The 20,731-nt window shown below is 75.5% G+C and carries 22 protein-coding genes; 14 read left to right on the top strand and 8 right to left on the bottom strand.

Annotation, left to right across the window (positions count from 1 at the left end):
- Positions 1-36: 36 nt before the first annotated feature.
- Genes AFB00_RS15860 through AFB00_RS15850 form a run of 3 tightly spaced genes read left to right on the top strand, consistent with a single transcriptional unit; the run spans position 37 to position 3,240 of the window.
- Positions 37-366, top strand: a complete 330-nt coding sequence (locus AFB00_RS15860; protein WP_068797884.1) for a PE domain-containing protein — start codon at positions 37-39, stop codon at positions 364-366.
- Positions 363-2,426, top strand: coding sequence for a hypothetical protein (locus AFB00_RS15855; RefSeq protein WP_068797883.1), 2,064 nt, complete (start codon positions 363-365; stop codon positions 2,424-2,426). Before AFB00_RS15860 ends, AFB00_RS15855 begins: the two co-directional genes overlap by 4 nt.
- Entirely contained in the window at positions 2,419-3,240 is an 822-nt protein-coding gene (locus AFB00_RS15850; RefSeq protein ID WP_068797882.1) for an ESX secretion-associated protein EspG, read from the top strand. Before AFB00_RS15855 ends, AFB00_RS15850 begins: the two co-directional genes overlap by 8 nt.
- Here AFB00_RS15850 and AFB00_RS15845 read toward each other — a convergent pair.
- Positions 3,210-4,613 (bottom strand): NAD(P)H-quinone dehydrogenase, encoded by a 1,404-nt coding sequence (locus AFB00_RS15845; RefSeq protein ID WP_068797881.1) that lies wholly within the window; start codon positions 4,611-4,613, stop codon positions 3,210-3,212. The genes AFB00_RS15850 and AFB00_RS15845 overlap by 31 nt on opposite strands.
- 144 nt (positions 4,614-4,757) lie before the next feature.
- Here AFB00_RS15845 and AFB00_RS15840 point away from each other — a divergent pair, with 144 nt between their 5' ends.
- Complete coding sequence (locus tag AFB00_RS15840; protein WP_068797880.1) at positions 4,758-5,216, top strand: gamma-glutamylcyclotransferase; 459 nt, start codon at positions 4,758-4,760, stop codon at positions 5,214-5,216.
- A 495-nt stretch (positions 5,217-5,711) separates the two neighbouring features.
- Here the strand turns inward: AFB00_RS15840 and AFB00_RS15835 are convergent, their stop codons facing one another.
- On the bottom strand, positions 5,712-6,032 hold the full coding sequence (locus tag AFB00_RS15835) for a hypothetical protein (RefSeq protein ID WP_068797879.1): 321 nt from the start codon (positions 6,030-6,032) through the stop codon (positions 5,712-5,714).
- A gap of 278 nt (positions 6,033-6,310) precedes the next feature.
- Here AFB00_RS15835 and AFB00_RS15830 point away from each other — a divergent pair, with 278 nt between their 5' ends.
- From AFB00_RS15830 to AFB00_RS15815, 4 genes are all read left to right on the top strand, one after another.
- Complete coding sequence (locus AFB00_RS15830) at positions 6,311-7,234, top strand: DUF5753 domain-containing protein (RefSeq protein ID WP_231973952.1); 924 nt, start codon at positions 6,311-6,313, stop codon at positions 7,232-7,234.
- Positions 7,234-7,485: a DUF397 domain-containing protein gene (locus tag AFB00_RS15825; RefSeq protein WP_068797878.1), complete on the top strand. Its 252-nt coding sequence runs from the start codon at positions 7,234-7,236 to the stop codon at positions 7,483-7,485. Before AFB00_RS15830 ends, AFB00_RS15825 begins: the two co-directional genes overlap by 1 nt.
- Positions 7,486-7,734: 249 nt before the next feature.
- Positions 7,735-8,313, top strand: coding sequence for a DUF3558 family protein (locus AFB00_RS15820; protein ID WP_068797877.1), 579 nt, complete (start codon positions 7,735-7,737; stop codon positions 8,311-8,313).
- 69 nt (positions 8,314-8,382) lie between these two features.
- Entirely contained in the window at positions 8,383-8,781 is a 399-nt protein-coding gene (locus tag AFB00_RS15815) for a hypothetical protein (RefSeq protein WP_156819555.1), read from the top strand.
- A 28-nt stretch (positions 8,782-8,809) separates the two neighbouring features.
- Here the strand turns inward: AFB00_RS15815 and AFB00_RS15810 are convergent, their stop codons facing one another.
- Positions 8,810-10,054 (bottom strand): amidohydrolase, encoded by a 1,245-nt coding sequence (locus AFB00_RS15810; RefSeq protein ID WP_231973951.1) that lies wholly within the window; start codon positions 10,052-10,054, stop codon positions 8,810-8,812.
- Positions 10,055-10,473: 419 nt separating this feature from the next.
- Between AFB00_RS15810 and AFB00_RS15805 the strand changes: the two genes are divergently transcribed.
- Positions 10,474-12,195: a serine/threonine-protein kinase gene (locus tag AFB00_RS15805; protein WP_231973950.1), complete on the top strand. Its 1,722-nt coding sequence runs from the start codon at positions 10,474-10,476 to the stop codon at positions 12,193-12,195.
- A 7-nt stretch (positions 12,196-12,202) separates the two neighbouring features.
- On the opposite strand, the gene AFB00_RS15800 is transcribed toward AFB00_RS15805, so the two are convergent.
- The 3 genes from AFB00_RS15800 to AFB00_RS15790 form a co-directional block, all read right to left on the bottom strand.
- Positions 12,203-12,784 carry a hypothetical protein gene (locus AFB00_RS15800; RefSeq protein WP_068797874.1) on the bottom strand — a complete coding sequence of 194 codons (582 nt, stop codon included), beginning with the start codon at positions 12,782-12,784 and terminating at the stop codon, positions 12,203-12,205.
- 163 nt (positions 12,785-12,947) lie between these two features.
- Positions 12,948-13,856 (bottom strand): IS3 family transposase, encoded by a 909-nt coding sequence (locus AFB00_RS15795; RefSeq protein ID WP_060710839.1) that lies wholly within the window; start codon positions 13,854-13,856, stop codon positions 12,948-12,950.
- A complete protein-coding gene (locus tag AFB00_RS15790) occupies positions 13,853-14,143 on the bottom strand; it encodes a transposase (RefSeq protein ID WP_060710840.1) in 291 nt (96 codons plus the stop codon). Before AFB00_RS15790 ends, AFB00_RS15795 begins: the two co-directional genes overlap by 4 nt.
- 165 nt (positions 14,144-14,308) lie before the next feature.
- Between AFB00_RS15790 and AFB00_RS15785 the strand changes: the two genes are divergently transcribed.
- From AFB00_RS15785 to AFB00_RS15775, 3 genes are read left to right on the top strand one after another with little or no spacing between them, the layout of a single operon-like run.
- Positions 14,309-15,100: a purine-nucleoside phosphorylase gene (locus tag AFB00_RS15785; RefSeq protein ID WP_068797873.1), complete on the top strand. Its 792-nt coding sequence runs from the start codon at positions 14,309-14,311 to the stop codon at positions 15,098-15,100.
- Positions 15,101-15,104: 4 nt separating this feature from the next.
- Positions 15,105-16,733, top strand: coding sequence for a phospho-sugar mutase (locus AFB00_RS15780; RefSeq protein ID WP_068797872.1), 1,629 nt, complete (start codon positions 15,105-15,107; stop codon positions 16,731-16,733).
- On the top strand, positions 16,730-17,188 hold the full coding sequence (locus tag AFB00_RS15775; RefSeq protein WP_068797871.1) for a flavodoxin family protein: 459 nt from the start codon (positions 16,730-16,732) through the stop codon (positions 17,186-17,188). The genes AFB00_RS15780 and AFB00_RS15775 overlap by 4 nt, the downstream gene beginning before the upstream one ends.
- Here AFB00_RS15775 and AFB00_RS15770 read toward each other — a convergent pair.
- Together AFB00_RS15770 and upp are read right to left on the bottom strand one after the other, a co-directional pair.
- Positions 17,172-17,939: a GDSL-type esterase/lipase family protein gene (locus AFB00_RS15770; RefSeq protein ID WP_197519550.1), complete on the bottom strand. Its 768-nt coding sequence runs from the start codon at positions 17,937-17,939 to the stop codon at positions 17,172-17,174. The genes AFB00_RS15775 and AFB00_RS15770 overlap by 17 nt on opposite strands.
- Positions 17,940-17,947: 8 nt before the next feature.
- On the bottom strand, positions 17,948-18,571 hold the full coding sequence (gene upp, locus AFB00_RS15765) for a uracil phosphoribosyltransferase (protein ID WP_068797869.1): 624 nt from the start codon (positions 18,569-18,571) through the stop codon (positions 17,948-17,950).
- Between the two features lie 482 nt (positions 18,572-19,053).
- Between upp and AFB00_RS15760 the strand changes: the two genes are divergently transcribed.
- Positions 19,054-19,290 (top strand): hypothetical protein, encoded by a 237-nt coding sequence (locus AFB00_RS15760; protein ID WP_068797868.1) that lies wholly within the window; start codon positions 19,054-19,056, stop codon positions 19,288-19,290.
- A gap of 170 nt (positions 19,291-19,460) precedes the next feature.
- Positions 19,461-20,723, top strand: a complete 1,263-nt coding sequence (locus tag AFB00_RS15755) for a primosomal protein (RefSeq protein ID WP_068797867.1) — start codon at positions 19,461-19,463, stop codon at positions 20,721-20,723.
- Positions 20,724-20,731: the final 8 nt, after the last annotated feature.

Below are 20,731 nucleotides of genomic sequence, written 5' to 3'. Positions count from 1 at the left end.
GCGCGAGTCCGATCCCGCCGTCCTGCGGAGGCAGCCGTGCCCGAACCCCGTCCGGATCTGCAGATCGCTGCGGATGCGCCGTCCCGGACGGCGCAGGCGCTCGACCGCGCCGCCGAGCGGCTCGCCGGTGCGTTGCGCGCCCTCGACGCCGACGCCCGCCGGGTCGAGCCCTGGCTGGGTGACCCGGTCAGCGCGGAGGCCGCGGCCCGGTACGCCGGGCACGCCGCGGAGGGCCCGGACGCCGCGATCGAACGGCTGCGCGGGTTGCACACCGAGCTGGTCCGGGCCCGGGAGGCGGTCGCCGCCTCCGGGCGGGACTACGTCACCACCGAGGACGCCATCACCCGGTCCTGGAGCGTCCGGTGAGCGCCGCACGCTGGGCCGGCATCGGTCACGCCGAACTCCGCGCGATGGTGGCCGCCGGGCCGGGGGCCGCGGCGTCGGCCGGCGCGGAACGGGCCTGGCGGGACGCGGCCGCCGCGCTCGCCGAGGTGCAGCGCGAGCTGGGCGGGTCCACGCAGGCGTTACCCGCCTCCTGGACCGGCACCGCGGCGGACGGCGTCGCGCGGGCCGTCGGCACGCTCGGCGACTGGTCGGCCACCGCCGCGGCCGAGGCGACCCGGACCGCCGACGCACTCGCCGCGCAGGCCGCGCTCGCCGCGGACCTGCGGGCCCGGATGCCGAGTGCACCGGCCGCCGCACCGCCGGAGACGGCACCGGCCGGAGCCGCCGTGCTGGACGACTGGGCCGCGGCGGACGCGACCGCGGCGAACGCCGCGGGCCGGGCCGAGGAACTGATGCAGCGCTACGACGACGACAGCCGGACCGCCGACGTCCCGTGGGCCGGGTGGGCCGCCGCGCCGGTCGTGATCAGCGACCGGGCCGGGGGCGACGCCCCGCCACCGGACGGCACGGGTTCCGGCGACCGGGCCGTCCCGGCGATCGGCACCGGCGCGGCGACGGGCACCGGTCCCGGCGCCGGTTCCGTGCCCGCCGGGAGTGCGACGGTGAGCATCGGCCCGGACGGGTTCGTCGCCGCCGCCGTGGCCCCGGACGGCGCCGGGACGATCGGCGCGGGTGTCGGCATCGGCGGCGGCATCGGCGCCGTTCTCGGTGCGGGCGTCGGCGCGGGCGCCGGTGCCCCGGTGCTCACCGGCGGTGGCCCGGGCGAGGACCGCTCCCCCGCCGCGGACGGGACGGACCCGGCGGACGACCCCGGTCCCGGCCCGGACTCCGGCTCCGGTGGCGAGGGCGGCTCGCAGCGCCCGGACGCCGCCGGGCCGGGCGCGGCCGGTGGCGCCGCGACCACCACGCTGCTCGCCGGGGGTGCGGTGGCCGGGGCGGCCGCACTCGTCGGGGCGGCGGTGCGGCGGGACCGTCGCCGGTCGGCGCCGGACTGCCCCCCGCCGGGCGACGACCGCACGTCCACCGGCTCGGCGGACGCCGACACCCGGTCACCGGCAACGGGCACCGGCTCACCGGACCCCGGCACCCCCGGGGCGGACACCGGCGAACCGGGGGCGGACACCCGCCACCCCGGGACGAGCGGCGACACGGGGACGGATCGGCCGGGGCACGCCGCCGACGGCTGCACCGCCGGGCCGGAGGACCACCTCCTGCGCCCCGAGGACCCCACGGCCGATGACGGTTCCGCGACGACCGACCGGCCCGGCGGCGATGCCGCGGACGGCCGCCCCGCTCCGGGACCGGGCCACGACGGCGGCGATCCCCCCGCCGGGGACCCGGCCGCGGACGACACCCCGACCAGCGGCGCCGAGCACCGGCCGCCCTCCGGCGGTGAGCTCACCGGCGGGACCCGCGCGCAGAGCGGCACCGGCGGCACCGTCGAGACGGTCGACGGGACGGTGCCGGGCGACCGCCCCGGGCCGGTCACCGCTCCGGGAACGCCGGACGCGCCGCCGCCCACCACCGAGCCCGGCTCGGCTCCGGTCCCCGAGCCCCGGTCGCACGGCACGGCGCCCTACCTCGCGGAGGCACCGGGCACCCCGGCTCCCCCCGCGACCGCGGCACACGGCGTGGCTCCGCACCCCGCGGCACCCGCGGTCCCGGCCCCGGCCGCACCGCCCGCCGGGGTCCCGGTGTCCCCGGTCGCCCCGTTCGCGGACGGCCGGCTGCCGGGTGTGCACCCCGCGGGTGCCGACCCGATGAGCGGGGCCCCGCTGCCCGGCGGCGTCCCCGGCGCCGTCGGTACCGGAGCGGGCGCCGCACCCGCGGGCTCCCCGGCGACCGCGGCCCCCGCCTGGCGGGCCGTCGCCGGATACGGCGCCGCGGACGGCACCGACGGTGCCGACGGTGCCGACGGAACCGACGAGACGAGCGGCAGGACCGACCGTCCCGGGCCCACCGGCCCGGCCGACGACGACGCGGTCCTCCGTCCCGAACAGCGCTGGAGGGGCCGTGGCTGAGCCGTACCCGTGGAACACGACCGCACGTTTCGAGATGAGCGGTGCGGAGTTCGACGTCGTCTGGGAGCACCTGGGCCTCGGCGCGCTCCCGGTCGCGCTGCGCCTGCCGTCGCCGGGGCGGACGTTCGCCGAACGCCGCCGGGTCACCGCCGCCGGGCTCGACGGCCTGCGCGGGCGGGGCCTCGCCGGTCCCGGCGGCACCGAGCCGGCCCTCGTCCGGCTGCTCGGGCTGCTGGCCCGGCCCGCGCGGCAGCTGGAGCTGCGCGGCTGGTTCGGCTCCCCGTTGCGGGCGATCGCCGCCGAGCGCGACGACGACGGCGTCCTCGTCGTGCACACCGGCGGGCGGGTCACGATCTCGGCCGCCGGGACCCCGGCCTACGCGGCCACGTCCGCGCTGCCGTCGCTCCCGGCGGGTCCCGGACCGGCGATCGGGTTGCCGACACCGGTGCTGGCCGCCGTGCTCGACGGCACCGGCACCGGCACCGCGGCACCGGCGGACGGCCTCGGCCCCGTCCCACCGGTCGACGCCGCGACCGGCCTCGACGCCGAGCGGCTGGCCGCGCTGCTGCGGGGACCGGCCGACCGGGCGCAGGTCTGCGCGGTCCGCTTCGACCGCTGGGGCAGCCCGGCCCGGTTGCCGGGGCACGTCGCCGTCGTCGACACGCGGTACGGGCGCTACCGGCTCTCCCGGGGGCCGGGGCCGCACGGCGGCGCGGAGTGGTCGACCCTGGCCCCGGCCGACGAGCGGTCACTGCCGCCGCAGCTCGCCGCGCTGTTCGACACTCAGTCCAGGTCGGAGTGCTGCATCAGCTGACGGCCGGCCTCGGTGATCGACCCGGACAGCGACGGGTACACCGAGAAGGTGTGCGCCAGGTCGTCGACGTTCAGACCGTTCTGGACCGCGAGCGCGATCGGCAGGATCAGCTCGCTGGCGACCGGCGCCACCACGACGCCGCCGATGACCGCCCCGGACGCGGGGCGGCAGAACAGCTTCACGAAGCCGCGGCGCAGCCCCCGCATCTTCGCCCGCGGGTTCGTCGACAGCGGCAGCATCACCGTCCGGGCCGGGACCTCGCCGGTGTCGATCGCGTTCTGGCTGATGCCGACGGTCGCGATCTCCGGCCGGGTGAAGACGTTCGCCGCCACCGTCCGCAGCCGGATCGGGGCGACGCCCTCGCCGAGCGCGTGCCACATCGCGATCCGGCCCTGCATCGCCGCGACCGAGGCGAGCATCAGCACACCGGTGCAGTCCCCCGCCGCGTAGACGCCCGGCTCCGAGGTCCGCGACACCTTGTCGACCGGGATGAAGCCACCGCGGTCGGTCTCGATGCCGACCTTCTCCAGGCCCAGCTCGGTGGTGTTCGGCACCGAGCCGACCGTCATCAGCGCGTGCGAGCCGGTGACCGTGCGGCCGTCGGACAGCGTCACCAGCACGCCGTCACCGGTGTTCTCGACCTTGTCGGCGCGCGCGTTGGGCAGGATCTCGACGCCGCGCTCGGCGAAGACCTCCTCCAGCACCGCGGCGGCGTCGGCGTCCTCGTGCGGCAGCACCCGGTCCCGGCTGGAGACGAGGGTGACCCGGCAGCCGAGCTCGACGTAGGCCGAGCAGAACTCGGCACCGGTCACCCCGGACCCGACGACGACGAGGTGCTCGGGCAGCTCGTCGAGGTCGTAGAGCTGGCGCCAGTCCAGGACGCGGTCGCCGTCCGGGCGGGCCGAGGCCAGCACCCGCGGGGTCGCCCCGGTCGCGATGAGCACGATGTCGGCGAGCAGCGCCTCGGTCGAGCCGTCGGCGAGCGCGACGGTGATCTCGTGCGCGGCCCGTGCCTCCGCCGGCCCGCCGAACTGCGCGGTGCCGACGACGATCCGGACGCCCTCGCCCTCCAGCCGGGCCCGGATGTCGGAGGACTGGGCCAGCGCGAGGGACTTCACCCGCTGGTTGACCGCCGGCAGGTCCACGGCCGAGCTGCCCCGGTCGACCAGGACTCCCAGGTCCTCGGCCCGGTGCAGGTCCACCCGGACCGCCGCGGAGGCGATGAAGGTCTTCGAGGGGACGCAGTCGTGGACGACGCAGGCGCCGCCCATCCCGTCCCGCTCGACGACGGTCACGTCGCTGCCGTGCTGCGCCGCGACGAGCGCGGCCTCGTATCCGGCAGGTCCGCCGCCGATGATGACGATGCGGGTCACGGGAGGTTCCCCCTGGAGATGTCGGTGGTGGTGTGGCCGGGGGCGGCCTCGCCACCGGCGTCGACGGCGCTCACAGTACGCGTGTCCGATTCTTCTCACCGGGCGGGTCGCGGTCCCCGATCGGTGGACGTCTACCCTGCTCACGTGCCGCTGTATGCCGCCTACGGGTCGAACATGGACCCGGAGCAGATGAAGGAGCGCGCCCCGCACTCGCCTACGGCCGGGACCGGGTGGCTCCAGGGCTGGCGGCTGACGTTCGGCGGCGAGGACTACACCTGGGAGGGCGCGCTCTCCACCGTGGTGGAGGAGCCCGGCTCGCAGGTCTTCGTGGTGCTCTACGACGTCCCCGAGCCCGACGAGCGCAGGCTGGACCGCTGGGAGGGCGGTGAGCTGGGGATGCACAAGAAGCTGCGGCTGCGGGTCGCCACCCTCGACGGCAGCGTGCTCGCCTTCATCTACGTGCTGAACGCCTACGAGGGCGGCGAGCCCTCCGCGCGCTACCTCGGCGTGATCGCCGACGCGGCCGAGACCGCCGGTGCACCCGCCGACTACGTCAACGAGCTGCGCAGCCGTCCGAGCCGCAAGTCCTCGCCCGGCACCTGACCCGCACCGGCACCGTCCGCGGACGCGGTGCCCTCGGCCACGCGCACCGGCACCTGCCGCTACCGGAGCCCGCCGCCGCACCCGCGCCACACGGCACGGCGCGGCCGCACCGGAGGCACTCCGGTCCATCGGCGCACCCCGCGTCGGCGCACCGCGCCCACACACACCGCGCCGCACGCCCACCCACGGCGCGCGACACGAGATCGGCCCGCAACCGGCGCACCCCTGCCGCCTCGGCGCACCCCGCCACGGCGTTCCGCGCCCCACCCGCGGGGTGCGGCACGCCGGGCACGTGCGCGGACGCCGCGCCGGAGCACGACAGCAGGCTCGCCCGACGCACCCACACGACCGTCACGTGCACCCCTGCACGGTGACCCGGACCCGCGCTCACCGGACCGCTTCGTGCTCACCCGATTCCGCGAGCGTCCCCGTGACGCGTGAGCGTCCAGGTGCACAGGTGCAGCGACGCCGGGGCGGGGACGGGGCGGCAGATGGTCAGGGCGCGCTGCGGTGGCCCCACCAGGCGGTGGTCCGGACCCGGTTCCGGTCGGTGGGTGCCGTCGTCCGGGTACCACCGGCACCGAACCGCACCCGGACCCGGCGGCCGGTCCCGGGGTCGGTGACGTGCACCGCCCGCGTCCCCTCCGGCACCGCGACCCGGCCGTCCTGGTCCAGGTCCAGCTCCCACTGCCGCAGGATCCGCCGGTCCCCGGTCAGCGCCGTCACCACGACCCGGCGCCCCGCCCTCCTCATCGGACGGCGGCCCGGGCCGGACGCGGGCCCGATGGCGACGGCGGCCCGGCAGGCCGGGGGCATCGCTGCCGGGCCACCGCCTGATCGTGGGGGTGCCGTGGCACCGCCCGTATCCGGCCCTCCCCGGCGGGACCGGCCGCCGGGGAGCAGCGGCCGGTCCCGCCGGGGGTCGCGCCGGCCGGGGTGTCGGGTCGTCGGTCCATGTCCGCCTCGCTCAGGGGTCGGTCGCCGTCGCGGCCCGCGCCCCCGGACGGGCGAGCCGGCGATAGGCTGTAGCTGCAGGGTCTCGGTAACGCGTCCTGAAAGTAGCGCACTACAGAGGGAGCGCGCTACCGTCAGGCATGGCGCAACCGGGTGATCCCTTGCTGTGGCAACCGCTGCTCGAGGACGTGGGAGGTGACCCGGCCGTGGCGACACCACCGCGGACCGCCGCTCGCCGATGGCTGGCCATCGAGCTGGCCCGGATGCGCGGCGACCGGGAACCGGCCGAGGTCGCGGCCCGGCTCGCGAAGGGGGCCGGGGCCTACCGGCACTACGAGACCGGGGAGCGGCTGCCGTCCGCGTCCGACCTGGAAGTCCTGCTGAACTGGTACGGGCGGCCGGAGCGCGTCCCGTTCTTCCGCGACCTGCTGGACGCGGCGAAGCGCGGCACCGACTGGTGGCGGAGCATGCCCGCGACCCCACCGAGCTGGTTCGACCTGTATCTCGGCCTGGAGTCGGCGGCAGCCCGGATCAGCGGGTACGACGCCCAGGTGGTCCCCGGCCTGTTCCAGACCCGGGAGTACACCGAGGCGGTGTTCCGCGGTGGCGCGCATCCGTGGACCGACTCAGAACTCGCCACCGTGGTCGAACTCCGGATGGCTCGCCAAGCCGTGCTCGACGCACCCGACGCGCCGCAGATCTGGTGGATCATCGACGAGGCAGCGCTGGATCGGCAGGTCGGCGGACCAGAGGTGCTGGCCGCCCAGCTCGATCGCCTGAGCGAGCTCGCCGCGCGGCCCAACATCGAGATCCAGATACTCAGCCACGCCAGCGGAGCGCATGCTGGAGTCGAGGGCACCTTCGTGGTCCTCGACTTCCCGACCGACGGCTTCGAGGGCGATCCCGGCACCGTGTACGTGGAGAACTTGGAAGGCGGCAGCTACTACGAGATGCCCGACACCATTCGCAGATACCGTCGGGTCTTCGAACGACTTCAGGTGCAGGCCGACAAGCCGGCTGCCTCCGCGGAGCTGCTCAGAAGCGCGAGAAAGAGGTTCTCCTGATGGAACAGACCCCCAGCATCGACGAGGCCCGGGCGACGCTGTCCGCGGCGGAGACCGACTGGAGCAAGTCCAGCTTCTCCAACGGCGGGGCGAGCGGCTGCTTCGAGTTCAACTTCACCGTCCCCGGGCACGTCGGGGTCCGCGACTCGAAGCTGGGCAACGCCAGCCCGGTCCTGGTCTTCACCGCCCGTGAGCTCGACGCGATGCTCGCCGGAGCACGGGCCGGGGAGTTCGACGGCCGGATCGTCTGAGCCGTCCGCATCGCCTGAGCCGACCGGATCGGCTGAGCACACCGGATCGGCTGAGCACACCGGCCCGGCGGCGAGCGCGGCCACGGCCCGACCGGCCGCGCCCGGTCGCCGGGCGTCCGCTGCTCGGTGCATCGCGATCCGGCGACCTGGGCCGGACCCCGTCCTGAACCTCCACGGGTCCGGCCGAAACGGTCCGGCGAGGGTGGTGCCGGGGATAGAGTGACCGCTCGCCCGACCCCGGAGGAACACGTGGCACGACCGGCCCGGAGCCGCGCGTCCGCCCTGCTCACGCTCGCCGTCACCGCTGTGCTGGCGGCGGGCTGCGGAGCCGAGGAACCACCACCCGGGCCCTTCCCGCCCCGGCCGCAGGACATCGCGGTCGACCGCCTCGACCCCTGCCAAGGCTTCACCGCCGCGAAGGCCACGGAACTGGAGACCCGGGGGCCGCAGCCGTCGGACGACGAGCAGAACGCCATGGTCTCCAGGGCCCAGGGAGCCCGGAGCCGGGGCTGCGCCTGGCACAACTTCGACGACGGCACCAGCTACGGCGTGACCTTCATCGACCGCGACGCGACCAACGGCCACGGCGCCGACATCGGCAACGGCACCATCGACCAGATCGCCGGATACGGCATCGTCCGCCAGGAGGACGAGGTCTTCGGGGCCTGCACCATCAGCATCGACGCCAACCAGGACCGGACGATCGACGTGGACGTCTACGAACTCGCCGGCGCCGACGGTCAACGACCACCCATCGCAGGAATGTGCCGACAAGCGGCCGACCTGACCACCCACGTGATCGACACCCTGCGCACACTCGGCGGCTGACGCGCCCACCCCGTGACCACGATCTCTCGTTCCGCCTCGGCGGGAGACCCGGTCCCCTAGCTTCCCGGTATGACGCGAGCACACGAGCCACGCGGCACCGCATCCGACAGCCTCATCGTGCAGATCGACCAGGACAACGTCCTCGGGGTCCGTCACGCACTTCAGTTCCAGGCCGACCAGATGCAGGTCGCTCTGTTCGACGCCCGGAAGGCCGTCGATCAACCCCCGTGCGGGGCCGATCCCGTGTCGATCGAGGCCGCCCAGGCGTTCGACGAGAAGATCCTGCAGATCATCGCCGTGCACGAGGCACATCGACTCGAGATCGTCGGCGCCGTCGACCGTCTGCGCGACGCCGCCCTCGAGTACGGCTACACCGACCAGGACATCGAGAACTCGTTCGCCAGGGAACTCCCCGGCATCCAGCAACGCCACGCCGACGCCCTCGCCGCCCGGGCCGCCTCGGCCTGAGAGCCGAGGCCCTGCCCGGGCCGCGACGTCAGCTCGCCTCCGCCAGCGCCGCCAGCGCGGCGTGCACGAGCACCCGGGAACCGAACGGGAGTGCCCGCTCGTCCAGGTCGAATGTCGGCTGGTGGATGTCCCGCTTCGGACCACTGCCGGACCAGACGCCGAGCCGGGCCATCGCACCCGGGGCGTGCTCCAGGTACCAGGCGAAGTCCTCGCCACCGGAGGACTGCTCGGTGCTCGCGTCCGCACCGTCCCCGCCGACGGTGACCGCGGCCTCGCGGAGCATGCCGGTGGCGAGCTCGTCGTTGACCACCGGCGGGACGCCGCGGACGTGGTCCAGCACGTAGCCCACGCCGGTCGGCGCCAGGACCGAGGCGACCAGCGCGCGCAGGGTGGTCTCCAGCTCCGTCCACGTCGCGTGGTCAGCGGTGCGCAGGGTCCCGCGCAGCAGGCCGGACTGCGGGATGGCGTTCGCAGCCTCCCCGGCGTGCACCGCACCCCAGGTCAGCACGGTGCCCGACCGCGGGTCGACGTGCCGGGTCAGCAGCAGCGGGACCTGGGTCGCCAGCAGGCCGAGCGCCTGCACGAGGTCCGCGGTCAGGTGCGGACGGGAGGTGTGGCCGCCGGTCGAGGTCAGCCGCACCTCGATGAGGTCGCAGGCCGAGGTGATCGGCCCGACCCGGGTGCCGAGGCGCCCGACCTCCAGCCGCGGGTCGCAGTGCAGGGCGAAGATGCGCTGCACGTCCGTCGCGACACCCTGCTCGACCAGGTCGAGCGCACCGCCGGGCTGCACCTCCTCGGCCGGCTGGAAGATCAGCCGGACCCGCCCCGGCAGGGACGGCGCCGAGTTCAGCGCCAGTGCCGCACCGAGCAGCATCGCGGTGTGCCCGTCGTGCCCGCAGGCGTGCATCACGCCGGGGAACTCCGACGCGAACGCCACCCCGCTCTGCTCCTGCAGCGGCAGCGCGTCCATGTCGGCGCGCAGGGCGACCAGCGGGCCGCCGTGCCCGATGTCGCAGACGACGCCGGTGCCGCCGGGCGGCGTGAACGGTTCCAGCCCGGCCCGGCGCAGCGTCTCGGTCACCCGGGCGGTGGTGAGGTGCTCCCGGCGGGCGAGCTCGGGACGGGCGTGGATCGCCCGGCGCCAGCCGACGATCTCGCCCTTGTGCGCCCGCATCCAGGACTCCAGCCAGGCCGGACCCGTGCCTGCGCCCAGATCCTCGACGGGGAAGTCGACGATCTCGGGAAGCTCGGTGCGAGTCTGCAGCGCAGTCACGTTGTCCTCCTCCTCCGGCAGTACCGGACAGGTCTCGCGACGCGGTCACGGCGCCGTCCGGTCGTGCCCGCTCGAGTCCGATGGTGCTCACCCGTCCGGCGGTGTTCCAGTCGAAATCGGCCGTTCGCGACACGGGGCGGCGAGGGGTCGGCGGGGTGCTGCCAGCGGAATCAGCACACCGGACGAGCGGGCGGACGGGAACGCGACGAGCGGCCGTTTCCGCCGTTCACCGGCGGTCCGGGCGGCCGCGGCCCGCCCGTCGCACGGCGCGGCCGGCCCCGGGTCGCCCGGTCCCCGGGGTGGACCGCCGGGCGTCCCGCACCGACCGGGACGATGACACACAGTCAGCACTGCGAACGGGCTGTGACAGCAGGTGTCCGGGCCGGGAGCCCCGCGGGGACGATGGGACAATCGCCGACGTGTCCGTTCCCGAAGGCGAGGTCCAGCGCCGCCAGATCGCCGGGCGGTACCGCGTCGACGGCCCGCTCGGCAGCGGCGCGATGGGCACCGTGTGGTCCGGTTTCGACGACGTGCTGCAGCGCCGGGTCGCGCTCAAGGAGCTGAAGATCCCGGACGGGATCCCGCACGGCGAGAAGCAGGAGCTGCGCGAACGGATCATGCGCGAGGCCCGGGCGCTGGCCGGGCTGTCGCACCCCAACGTCGTCACCGTGTTCGACGTGCTCGACTCCGGCGGTGACGAGCCGCTGGTCGTCATGGAGCTGGTGCCGTCGAAGAACCTGGCCTCGGCGATCTCGGAGCTGGGCCGGCTGGACGTCTCGCAGGCCGGCGTCGTCGGGTTCGGCACCGCGGCCGCGCTGCGCGCCGCGCACCGGGCCGGGATCACGCACCGCGACGTCAAGCCGGGCAACGTCCTCATCTCCGACGACGGCCGGATCAAGCTGACCGACTTCGGGATCGCGCGCAACGAGTCGGACGCGCCGATGACCTCGGCCGGCCTCGTCCTCGGCTCCCCCGCCTACATCGCGCCGGAGGTGGCCGCCGGGCAGCCGGTGACCCCGGCCGCGGACCTCTGGGGCCTGGGCGCCACCCTCTACGCCGCCGTCGAGGGCCGCCCGCCCTACGACGTCGACGGCGACCCGGTGCGCACGATCACCGAGGTCGTCGACGGCCCGGTGCCGACCCCGACGATCACCGGCCCGATCGCCGAGGTCATCGCCGGCCTGATGGTGAAGGAGCCGTCCGGGCGGATGCCGCTGGACGAGGCGCGCGCCCGGCTGCGCCCGCTGCTCGCGGACCCGGACGACCCGGTGTTCCCCGGCTCACCGGACGTCCCCACGATCATGGCCAGGGTCCCCGCCCCGACCGCGCCGTCGGGCCCGCAGGTCCCCCAGGCCCCGCACCGGCCGCCCGGCGGGCCCACCGCGACCGGCACGAACGCGCGGGCCGGTGCCCCGCTCGCCGCCGACCCCGGGCCGGTCCCCTCCTTCGGGATGCCCGCCCCGCCCGAGCCGCAGCACCGGCCCGGCCCGCCGCGGCCGATGCCGGCACCGGTGCCCGCGCGGGCACCGCGCGCGGGCGGGGCGGCCCCGGCCCGGACGGCGGCCACCGGGGCCACCGGCGTGCTCGGCGGGGTGCCGCTCGTCATCGGCGGGGCGGCGCTCGTGCTCGCCGGTGCGCTGGCCGGCTTCGCCGGGGTCCGGGCGCTGTCCGGTCAGGAGCCGCTGAGCACGGTCACCGTCGCCACCGAGCGCACGCCGCGGATCGCGCACCCGGACCCGCTCGGGTTCTCCGTCGCCGTCCCCGACGACTGGACGCAGTACCGCTCGCCCGGCGCCGACGGAGCCGTCGTGGTGCGCTTCGTCAGCCCGGACGGGCGCCAGGAGCTCTCGGTCCGGCCCGCGGCGTCGACCGAGGCGGTGACCGGGGCGCTCACCCCGGACCTGCTCGGCGTCGACACCGCCGACGTCGGCCCGGTGACCTCCGGGCCGGACGGGTCCAGCCAGGTCGAGCTCACCACGACCAGCGGCCCGCAGGAACGCAGCACGCTGCTGCGGATCGTCCCCGGCCGCACGCCGGACGGCGTCTGGGTCCTGCAGCTCACCTCACCGGCCGGGCAGAACGAGCGGGCCGCGGCCGGGCTGTTCGACGCCGTCGCCGCGGGCTTCCGCAACACCGGCTGAACCGGGCTCACACCAGCAGCGCGAACAGTCCCCCGACGGCCGAGCCCAGCAGCGCACCGGCGACGACCTGGCCCGTCGTGTGATCGCGCAGCCGTACCCGAGACCAGGCCACGGCCGCGGCCGGCAGCACGGCCGCCCACCACCACGGGCCGTGGACGACGGCCATGACGACCGTCGCGCCCGCGACCACGCCGGTGTGCATCGACACCTTCCAGACGACGGTGATCGCCGCCGAGGCGAGCAGCAGCACCAGCATGATCACGTCGAGGGCGACGACCAGCCACGGTGCGTCCAGCACCACGAGCAGGCCGAGGCCGAGCAGACCGAGCCCGATGAGCACCAGGAACGGGATCAGCCGCCCCTCCCGGTTGCGCACGTGATGGCCGTCCCACCGCCCGGAACGGGCGCCCCAGACGATCACCGCCATCGGCAGGATGCTGCTGGTCGCCGCGACGAGCAGGCCCCAGCCCACGGTGGGGAGGACGGCCCCGGTCGCCGCCCACGCCACCGCGAGCGGGAGCAGCGCGACGACCACGGACGGAGCGAGGACCTCGGTCAGTACCCGGGCGACCCGATCCAGCGGCCCCACCGGACGATCATCAACAGCACGCACGATCGGAGGACCCTACCGACTCCCCCGCTCCCCCACGCCCCCTTTCCCACTCATGGAGCTTCAGCCTCGTGCCACCGGGCCGAAGCTCCATGAGTACGCGGGGCGCACCCTGCGGTTCCCCCGAGATCGTGGAGGGTTCTTATGCCGCGTCTCGGGTGAGGGCGGCGTTCTCGTAGTTGATCGGTGAGAGCCCGGCGGCGGCACTGTGTCGCCGCCGGTGGTTGTAGAAGCCGTAACACCAGTCGATGACCGCCGCCCGCGCCCTACTGATGGTGTCGAAGTCGTTGCGGGACAGCACTTCCCACTCCAGGCTGGAGAAGAACGCCTCCGCCGCGGCATTGTCGAAACACGACCCGACCCGGCCCATCGACTGACGGATGTCGAGCCGCCGACACAGAGCGGTGAACGCGCCCGCGGTGTAGGTCGACCCGCGGTCGGTGTGGAAGATCACCCCGGCGATTCGGTCCGCCCCGCCGCGGGCCGCCACCGCCATCCGGATCGCCGCACACGCCAGCTCGGCGTTCGGGTGCAGCCCCGTGGCCGCGCCGAGCAGCCGCCGCGAGTACAGGTCGATCACCGTGGCCAGATACAACTTCCCGGCCGCGGTGGGGATCTCGGTCATGTCCCCGACCCATCTGCGGTTCGGCTCGGCCGCAGTGAAACCCCGACGAAGCAGGTCCGGGAACTTCGGCGCCGTGCGGTCCTGGCGGGTCAGCCCGTTGTGCCGCTTGATCCGGCGGGCGACCAGGCCCTGGCGGCGCATCGAGTCCGCCACGGTCTTCTCCGACACCCGCCATCCGGCCTCACACAGGTCGGCGTGCAGACGGGGTGAGCCGTGTAGCCGCTGGGCGTCGTCGAACGCCACGGCCACGGCGGCGTCCAACGCGCAGCGGCGCTTCTCGGTCGCGGTGGCACCACCGTCGGAACGCGCGGCGCGGTCGAGCCACTTGTACAGCCAGGAGATCGACACCCCCAACAGGGCGCAGGCCAGCGTGTGCGGCACCCGGTGGAAGGTCCTCTGGTCGGCGATGAAACGGGCCACGCTCACTTCGTCGCCTCCTTGACCCACAGGACCACGGATCGCTTGAGGACATCACGCTCCATCCGCAGCTCGGCGTTCTCCGCGCGCAGCCGCTTGAGCTCCTCGACGCCGCCGCGAGACAGGCCCTCGGTGTCCTCGCGGGCCTCTCGTGCACGGGCCACCCAGTTGCCCAGCGTGCCCTCGTTGACCCCCAGGTCACGGGCGACCTGGGCGATCGGCTTGCCCGTCTCCTCCACGACCCGGACCGCTCCGTCACGGAACTCCCGGTCGTAGCGCTTCCGTACCTCTGGCATCGCTACCCCTTATAGCTGATGCCTCCCCGATCATGGGGGAACCGCACCCGGCCGCCGGGTCCACTCATGGAGCTTCGGCCTCGTGTGACCGTGCTGAAGCTCCATGAGTGGGGAAAGGGAGGAAGAGGAGGGGAGGGGCGGGACGGGCCGGATTAGGGTGGTGGCATGGCCGATCCCGTCACTCTCGCGCAGGACGCCGCCGCCGAGCTCGGGCGGCGGACCGGTGTCCCGGCCCACGACGTCGCGGTCGTGCTCGGTTCGGGCTGGCGACCGGCCGCCGACGTCCTCGGTGCCGGCGAGGAGGTCCCGCTCGCCGAGCTGCCGGGGTTCGTCCCGCCCGCCGCGGTGGGCCACGGCGGCACCGCCCGCTCGCTGCGGATCGGGGACCGCAGGGTGCTGGTGCTGCTCGGCCGTACCCACCTCTACGAGGGCCACGGCATCGACCCGGTCGTGCACGGGGTCCGGACCGCGGCCGCCGCCGGGGTCCGCACCGTCGTGCTCACCAACGCGGCGGGCGGGATCACCGAGGGGCTCTCGGTCGGCCAGCCGGTGCTGATCGCCGACCACCTCAACCTGCTCGGCCGCTCGCCGCTGCAGGGCGCCCACTTCGTCGACCTCACCGACGCCTACTCCGCGCGGCTGCGCACCGTCGCCCGTGAGCTGGACCCGTCGCTGGTCGAGGGCGTGTACGCCGGGCTGCCGGGTCCGCACTTCGAGACCCCGGCCGAGATCCGGATGCTGCGCACGCTCGGCGCCGACCTGGTGGGCATGTCGACGGTCCTGGAGACGATCGCGGCCCGCGCGGCGGGTTGCGAGGTCGTCGGGATCTCGCTGGTCACGAACCTGGCCGCCGGACTGTCCGGGCAGCCGCTGGACCACCAGGAGGTCCTGGACGCCGGGCAGGCCGCGGCGACCCGGATGGGTTCGCTGCTGCGCGACCTGGTCCAGCGGGTCTGACCGCGTGCTCGCCCCGCAGCTGCGCGACGCCGTCCTGCGCTGGATCGCCGACGACCCCGACCCGGACACCCGCACCGAGCTGCAGCGGGTGCTCGCGACCGCGATGGCCGGCGGTCCCCCCGCCGAGGACGCCGCGGCCGAGCTCGCCGAGCGGATGTCCGGTCCGCTGCGGTTCGGCACCGCGGGCCTGCGCGGACCGGTGCGGGCCGGACCGTCCGGGATGAACGTGGCGGTGGTGACCCGGGCGACGGCCGGGCTCGCCGCCTGGCTGCGCGCGTCCGGGCAGCAGGGCGGGCAGGTGGTCGTCGGCCGGGACGCGCGGCACGGTTCCGCCGCCTTCGCCACGGCGACGGCCCGCGTGCTGGCCGGTGCCGGGTTCACCCCGGTGCTCCTCGACGGACCGGTGCCGACGCCGCTCGTCGCGTTCGCCGTCCGGCACCTGGGCGCCGTCGCGGGGATCGCGGTCACGGCGTCGCACAACCCGCCCGCCGACAACGGCTACAAGGTCTACCTCTCCGACGGCGCGCAGCTCGTCGGACCGGACGACGCCGCCATCGAGGCCGCCGTCGACGCCGCACCGGCCGCCGTCGCGGTCCCGCTCGGCGCACTCCCGGACCCGGCCGACCTCACCGGCCCGTACCTCGACCGCGTCGCCACGCTGCCCCGCGGCCCCCAGGGCCCCGCCCCGCGGATCGCGCTGACCCCGATGCACGGCGTGGGCGGTGCGCTGGTCACCGCGGCGTTCGCCAGGACCGGGGTGCACGACGTCCGGGTGGTCGCGAGCCAGGCCCGGCCGGACCCGGACTTCCCGACGGTCGCGTTCCCGAACCCGGAGGAGCCCGGCGCCACCGACGCGCTGCTCGCGCTCGCCGCGGAGTCCGGGGCCGACCTGGCCGTCGCCCTGGACCCGGACGCCGACCGGTGCGCGATCGGCGTCCCCGGCGACGGCGGCTGGCGGATGCTCAGCGGCGACGAGACGGGCGTCCTGCTCGGCGACCACCTGCTGCGCACCGGACCACCGCCCGGCGACGACCGCCCGCTGGTGGCGACGACGGTGGTCTCCTCGTCGATGCTGGGCCGGGTCGCGGCGGCCCGCGGCGCCCGGTTCGCCGAGACGCTGACCGGCTTCAAGTGGATCGTCCGCGGCGGGCCGGGGCTGGTCTTCGGCTACGAGGAGGCGATCGGGCTCTGCGTCGATCCCGGCGGGGTCCGGGACAAGGACGGGATCTCCGCGGCCGTCGTGGCCGCCGACCTGGTCCGCGGGCTCGCCGCCGCCGGGTCGTCGGTACCCGCGCGGCTCGACGAGCTGGCCGCGGAGTTCGGCGTCCACCTCACCCGCGGCGTCTCGCTGCGCCTGCCCGCGGCCGAACGCGACGCCGCGGTGCAGCGGCTGCGCGACGCACCGCCGTCCGGCTGGGAGATCGACCGTCCCGCGCCGGACGTGCTGCGGCTGCGCCGCGACGGCGAGCGGGTCGTCGTCCGCCCGTCCGGGACCGAACCGAAGCTGAAGGCCTACCTGGAGGTCGTCGAGCCCCCGGCCGGGGACGTCGCGCTCGTCCCGGCGTCGCGGGCCGTGGCGGCCGACCGGCTCGCCGCGCTCGGGGCCGAGGTCGAGCGGATGCTGGCCCCGTGACCACCCTGCTGATCGTGCACCACACACCGTCCCCCGGGACGGCCGAGCTGCTCGACGCGGTGCAGGCGGGTGCGGCCGACCCGGAGATCAGCGGGGTGCGGACGGTCAGCAGGGCCGCGCTGGCCGCGACCGCGTCGGACCTGCTGGCCGCGGACGCGGTGCTGCTCGGCACCCCGGCCGCCATCGGCTACATGTCCGGGGCGCTCAAGCACTTCCTCGACCAGGTCTACTACGTCTGCGGGGACGACACCCGGGGCCTGCCGTACGGCCTGTGGGTGCACGGCGGCTCGGACACCTCCGGAGCGACCCGGTCGGTCACCCGGATCGCCGAGGGCATGGGCTGGACCGCGGCCGCCGCACCCGTCGAGCTCACCGGCCCGCCGGACGCCGCGGCCCGCGACCGGTGCCGTGAGCTCGGTGCGGTGCTGGCCGCGACCGTCATGCCGGACGGGTGAGCCGCCGCGCGGCCCGCCGGTCCAGCCAGGTCTCGATCCGGCCGGCCCACATCCCGGCGATCTCCCGGTAGGCGAGCGGGCCGGCGTGCAGCCCGTCGGCGGTGCGCCCGGCCGGGAACAGCGACGACACGTCGGCGTACTCCACGGAGTGCCCCAGCTCCCGGTGCCGCTGCGCGACCTGCGGCAGCAGCGTGTTCAGCTCGCCGCGGGCCGCACGCTGGCGGGGCAGCGGGGCCCACACCCCGGCCATGACGACGTGCGTGCCCGGCGCCGCGGCGAAGATCCGCTCCAGCACCCGGTCCAGGCTCTGCGCCGTCGACCGTGCCGACGCCCCGGCGAGCAGGTCGTTCGTCCCGGCGTGCAGCAGCACGACGTCCGGGTCCGCGGCCAGCACCCAGCCGCCGACGAACGAGGCCATCCGGGCCGCGCTCCAGCCCGAGCGTCCCTCGTGGTCGCCGTCGGGCAGCGCGTCCGGCCCGGAGTTCCGCGAGCCGACGTAGTCGAGCCGCACGCCGCGCGCGGTGAGCCGCTCCCACAGCGGCAGCCGGTACCCGGCGGTGCCGAGGCTGCCCACGCCGACCGTCGACGACGCCCCGAGCGGCAGCACCCGCAGCACGCCGGGCGCGGCGACCGCGGGGACGTCGTTCTCCTCCGGCCGGTCGGCCACCGCCAGGGCCGCGACCGCGGCGACGACGGCCGCGACGAGCACGACCGAGAGCAGCTGCCGGGCCGGCACCCGTCGCGCGCGCACCGGAGGGCTCAGACCGAGCCGAACTGGCGGTCCCCGGCGTCGCCCAGGCCGGGGACGATGAAGGCCGAGTCGTTCAGCCGCTCGTCGACGCTGGCGGTCACCAGCCGGACCGGCAGCCCGGAGTCCGCCAGCACCCGTACCCCCTCCGGGGCGGCCAGCACGCAGACCGCGGTGACGTCGTCCGCGCCGCGGCGGGTGAGCAGCTCGACCGTGTGCACCATGGAGCCGCCGGTCGCCAGCATCGGGTCGAGCACGAACACCGGGCGCCCGACGAGCGAGTCGGGCAGCGACTCCATGTAGGGCACCGGCTGCAGCGACTCCTCGTCCCTGGCCATCCCGACGAAGCCCATCTGCGCCTCCGGGACGAGGTTCAGCGCCGCCTCGGCCATCCCCAGCCCGGCCCGCAGCACGGGGACGAGGACCGGGGGCGCCGCCAGCCGGTAGCCGGTCGTCCGGGCCACCGGGGTGTGGATCGGCGTCTCGGCGAGCGGGGCGGAGCGGGTCGCCTCGTAGATCAGCATGAGGGTCAGCTCGCGCAGCGCGGCGCGGAAGGTCGCGCTGTCGGTGCGGGCGTCCCGCATCGTGCTCAGCCGGGCCCGCGCCAGCGGGTGGTCGACGACGCTCGTGTCCACGGCCGCAGCCTACGGTCGCCGGCCCGGCGGCGGTGTCCCCGGAGGCGGTGCGGTCGCCCACCAGGGCGGTGCGGTCGCCCGCCGGGGCAGCGGATCGGCCCGTGCCGCCGGTACCGGCCGGGACACGGGGACGACGGTGACACGGAGGCGTGTCATGGTTCACGAAGAGTGAGCGCTCGGCGCGCACCGACGAGTGACGGCTCCGCGTCCGGAGAGCGGCCCTCGCCCTGCCGGGTGAGGCCCGGAACACCCCCGCAGACCTTGCGTCACAGTCGATCCCCGGCCGCGTTCGTGATCACGAGGGGTACCGCTGCGAGCACCCCCCGTTGGTCCCTTCGCGTGACCGTGTGCGCCGAGTGCGGCAATCAGCACGCGGCGTCGCCGATTTCGCGATTCACCTGACCCGAACGGGTGGTATGGCCGTAACGGTGTCACACCGAGGGCTCCGGCGACGCTGTACTAGATGACGAGGAGGTGATCCGATGCCGGAGAACACGACTTCCGAGGAGCAGACGTTGATCGCTGCTGCGGAAAAGCTCACGCAGTGCGACGGGTACGTCGTCCTGGCGGTGGACCCGCAAACCGGGGAGGTGGACGCGCACGGCCCGTTCGACGGGATGACGGCGACCGTGAAGGCGGACCAGTTGCGGCGGGACTTCGACCGCGGCGGTCTGGAGGACGTCTCGATCGGCGTGGTGCGGTTGCACAGCAAGGCCTGAGCGACCGGGGTTCCCCGACCCCCGCTCCCGACGACCGCGCCCCGCCGCCCCCGAAGGGCCCCGACCCGAACCGACGGCGGGCGCGTCCCCCGAGGCTCCAGCAGCACGTCCGAGACGACTTACCGACGGTCGGCCCGGCCGGGTGACCGGCACGACGATAGGGTCACCGCGTGGCAAGCGACATCGTCCCGATCCGGCTCGCTCTCACCCGGGGCGACGTGGTCACCCTGTGGGCTCCCCCGTGGCGGGAGGACGGCGAGGAGTGGGAGGCCTTCCTCGGCGACGACGACAACGTGTTCGTCTTCGACGAGATCGCGGGCCTCGCCGCGTTCGTCCGCACCGCCTCCGGGCACGATCTGGAGGACCACCCGGCCTGGTCCGTGGTCCCCGGCCTGGACGTCGGCGAGCTGACGCCGGACGACGCCCACGGCTACGACCTCGTCGGCCTGCCCGAGCTCGCGGCGGCCGACCCGGACGCCTGGATCGTCCAGCAGCTGCACGAGATCATCTCGATCGTCCGCTCGCTGGCCGACGTCTGCGACCTGACCGACGTCGTCACCGCGCTGGACGGCGAGGAGTCCTTCGCCCGGCTCCGCGACGGCGAGTCGGCCTTCACCGGCCGCGAGGGGGCCAAGCGCTGGTCGGCGCTGTCCGCCGCGGTCACCCGGCACTGGGACGACATCCTCGACACCGTCGACGGGCTGGTCGCCACCCCGAAGATCGACACCGGCGCGCTGGAGAAGGCGCGTGCCGAGGCCGCCGAGTGGGAGGCCGCCCGCGAGGCGGCGTTCGGCAGCGGCGACGATGACGACGAGGTGCTCGAGGCCGCCGCGCTGGAGGCCGGCCCGGCCGACGACGAGCCGCAGGCCACCGGGTTCTGGGCCGAGGTCGGCATCGACCCGATCCGCATCGAGTCCGGCGAGCGGTCGGTCGTGACCCTGCGGTGCTACCTCGACGACAAGCCGGTCTACCTCGGCTCCGACGGCCGGATCGACGTGTTCGCCTCCGAGCGCGCGATGGCCCGGGCCCTCGCGGACCCGGAGCACCCCGCCGTGCACGGCACCGACCTCGCTGCGGCCGTCACGCTGCCCGAGGTGCTGGAGGCCGCCGCGACCGGCGACCTGCAGGTCGCCGTCGAGGACATGAACACCTACGTGCTCACCGGCATCGGGGCGGACCTCGCCGAGGGGGTGCTGGACCTGGACCCGGTACAGCTCGACCTGGCGTCGGAGCTGCTCACCGACGTCGGCGAGTGGGCGGGCGACCCGGAGCCGGCGGAGTACCTCGCGGAGTCGAACAGCCTGGGCTGGCTGGTGTCGTTCGTGGTCCGGCCGGACCCGACCCGGATGGCGCCCAGCCCGCCGTTCAGCCGCGAGGCGGAGGCCTGGGGCGAGCTCGTCGCCGGGCTGGAGGCCCGGCTGCGGGAGCACTGAGCAGCGCC

The sequence above is a fragment of the Pseudonocardia sp. HH130630-07 genome (assembly GCF_001698125.1).
Classification (GTDB): domain Bacteria; phylum Actinomycetota; class Actinomycetes; order Mycobacteriales; family Pseudonocardiaceae; genus Pseudonocardia.
This window is presented reverse-complemented; position numbering and strand designations above follow the sequence as displayed.

What these genes read in the sequence shown, in the direction of transcription:
- AFB00_RS15835 (WP_068797879.1), bottom strand. Translation starts at nt 6,032, where the DNA reads ATGCCCCCGGCCTGCCGGGCCGCCGTCGCCATCGGGCCCGCGTCCGGC.
- AFB00_RS15830 (WP_231973952.1), top strand. Translation starts at nt 6,311, where the DNA reads ATGGCGCAACCGGGTGATCCCTTGCTGTGGCAACCGCTGCTCGAGGAC.
- AFB00_RS15825 (WP_068797878.1), top strand. Translation starts at nt 7,234, where the DNA reads ATGGAACAGACCCCCAGCATCGACGAGGCCCGGGCGACGCTGTCCGCG.
- AFB00_RS15815 (WP_156819555.1), top strand. Translation starts at nt 8,383, where the DNA reads ATGACGCGAGCACACGAGCCACGCGGCACCGCATCCGACAGCCTCATC.
- AFB00_RS15790 (WP_060710840.1), bottom strand. Translation starts at nt 14,143, where the DNA reads ATGCCAGAGGTACGGAAGCGCTACGACCGGGAGTTCCGTGACGGAGCG.
- AFB00_RS15785 (WP_068797873.1), top strand. Translation starts at nt 14,309, where the DNA reads ATGGCCGATCCCGTCACTCTCGCGCAGGACGCCGCCGCCGAGCTCGGG.
- AFB00_RS15760 (WP_068797868.1), top strand. Translation starts at nt 19,054, where the DNA reads ATGCCGGAGAACACGACTTCCGAGGAGCAGACGTTGATCGCTGCTGCG.